Below are 2,158 nucleotides of genomic sequence, written 5' to 3' on the forward strand. Positions count from 1 at the left end.
ATGTTTAAAAGCAAGATCAAAAGATCGCAGCCTTCGGCAGCTCCTACACAAGGGATCTGTGGTGACTGGAGGAATAATGAGTAACGAAAAGTACGAAAAAGGCCTGCAGATCCGCACGCAGGTGCTCGGCGAAGCTTACGTGCAACGTTCGATAGAGAACGCCGACGATTTCACCCGTCCGCTGCAGGAAATGGTCACCGAATACTGCTGGGGCCATGTCTGGGGTCGCGAAGGTCTGTCGCTCAAGGAGCGCAGCATGATCAACCTGGCGATGATCTCGGCGCTCAACCGCCCGCACGAACTCAAGCTGCATGTGCGTGGCGCCTTGCGTAACGGCCTGAGTCGTGAGCAAATACGCGAAATTCTGCTTCAGGTCGGCATTTATTGCGGCGTTCCGGCGGCCGTGGACAGTTTCCGGCTGGCCCGTGAAGCCTTTGCCGAAGCCGACGCCGAGGCCTCCAGTTAACCCTCGGCTGTTTTGATGCCCGTCTGGCATGGACAGCCAAGCTCAAGAGCGGACCCGATGAAACGCCAGCCACTTGACGACAGCTTCAAGGTCAATCGCAACCCCGTTACCCTGCGCGAAATCGTGCTGGACAAACTGCGGGGCGCGATCATGAATTTCCAGCTCATGCCAGGTGATCGCCTGGTCGAACGCGACCTATGCGATCGCCTCGGTGTCAGCCGTACTTCGGTGCGCGAAGCCCTGCGTCACCTTGAATCCGAAGGCCTGGTGGAATTCGCCGACGCCAAAGGCCCGCGTGTGGCGATCATCACCCTCGCCGATGCCGTCGATATCTACGAATTGCGTTGCGTGCTCGAAGGTCTGATCGTGCAGTTGTTCACCCTGCGCGCCAAAGCCAAGGACATCAAGGCCCTGGAAAAGGCCCTCGATGACAACCGCAAGGCGTTGAAGGACGGCGAGTTGCAACAGGTGATCGACTCGGTGCAGGGCTTCTACGACGTGCTGCTGGAAGGCTCGGGCAACCATGTCGCTGCCACCCAGTTGCGCCAGTTGCAGGCGCGCATCAGCTACCTGCGCGCGACCTCGGTGTCCCAGGAAAACCGCCGCGGCGCGAGTAATCACGAGATGGAAAAAATGGTCGAGGCGATCAAGAGCGGTGATCCGCTGGCGGCGCATCAGGCTTGTGTCGATCACGTCCGCGCGGCCGCTGCCGTGGCCCTCGATTACCTCAAGCGCAAGCAGGAAGAAACCGGCGTCGCCGTCAAGGGCACCCCGGCGATCACCCTGCCGATCGCGCTGAAAGAACCGCGCATAGGTCAATGACATGTTCAGCCCGAGCTTTTGCCCGAAATGCGGTGGCCCTGACCTCGGTCAGCAGACGCCGCCGGGCGATACGCACGAGCGCCTGATGTGCCGCGGCTGCGGCTATATCCACTACGTCAATCCGAAGATCATTGCCGGCTGCATCATCGAGCAGGACGGCAAATACCTCTTGTGCCAACGGGCGATCCCTCCGCGCCCGGGCACCTGGACCCTGCCCGCCGGTTTCATGGAAAGCTTTGAGACCACCGAGCAGGCGGCGCTGCGTGAAGTCTGGGAAGAAAGCGGCGTGCGCGCGGAAATCGTCTCGCCGTACTCGATTTTCAGCGTGCCGAAGATCAGCGAGGTGTACATCATCTTCCGCGCCATTGCCCTGGAGATCACCGGGCAGTACGGGCCGGAAACCATGGATTACAAGTTCTTCGCCCCTGAAGACATTCCGTGGGAGCAGATCTACTACCCCGCAATCCGGCAGATTCTCGAGCGCTATATCGAAGAGCGCCAGGCCGGGGTGTACGGGATTTACATGGGCAATGATGACAGCGGCAAGATTCATTTCATGCGCTGACAACGCTTCGCTTTCTGTAGGAGTGAGCCTGCTCGCGATAGCGGTGTATCAGCTAGAGAACTGCTGACTGACACACCGCTCTCGCGAGCAGGCTCACTCCTCCAGCGGTTTGGTGGCGTTGCCTAAACTGTGGCGCCGCCTTCGACGATGATGATCTCCGCCCTCGCCCATTCCTCCCGACACCTTTTCTCTTCCTGATACCCCGCCGAGCCCTATCACGCCACGGCCTGCTCGTAGCTTTCGAACTCGATGATCCCCGTTCGCTGCGGCGTCTGCCGGCCTTCCAGCACTTCCCTCCCCCCGCC

3 protein-coding genes and 1 pseudogene are annotated in these 2,158 nt (G+C 60.1%); 3 read left to right on the forward strand and 1 reads right to left on the reverse strand.

Features of this window, described 5'->3' with window-relative positions:
* The first annotated feature begins 76 nt into the window (after positions 1-76).
* Genes DCO47_RS26575 through DCO47_RS26585 form a run of 3 tightly spaced genes read left to right on the forward strand, consistent with a single transcriptional unit; the run spans position 77 to position 1,853 of the window.
* Positions 77-466: a carboxymuconolactone decarboxylase family protein gene (locus tag DCO47_RS26575; protein ID WP_024013190.1), complete on the forward strand. Its 390-nt coding sequence runs from the start codon at positions 77-79 to the stop codon at positions 464-466.
* A 57-nt stretch (positions 467-523) separates the two neighbouring features.
* Positions 524-1,288, forward strand: coding sequence for a GntR family transcriptional regulator (locus tag DCO47_RS26580; RefSeq protein WP_116659272.1), 765 nt, complete (start codon positions 524-526; stop codon positions 1,286-1,288).
* A 1-nt stretch (position 1,289) separates the two neighbouring features.
* Positions 1,290-1,853, forward strand: a complete 564-nt coding sequence (locus DCO47_RS26585; protein WP_042606769.1) for an NUDIX hydrolase — start codon at positions 1,290-1,292, stop codon at positions 1,851-1,853.
* Between the two features lie 122 nt (positions 1,854-1,975).
* Here the strand turns inward: DCO47_RS26585 and DCO47_RS26590 are convergent.
* Positions 1,976-2,158 (reverse strand): annotated as a pseudogene (locus DCO47_RS26590) (DUF1330 domain-containing protein); the annotation flags it as partial.

The organism is Pseudomonas sp. NDM, from assembly GCF_003105095.1.
Lineage (GTDB): Bacteria > Pseudomonadota > Gammaproteobacteria > Pseudomonadales > Pseudomonadaceae > Aquipseudomonas > Aquipseudomonas moraviensis_A.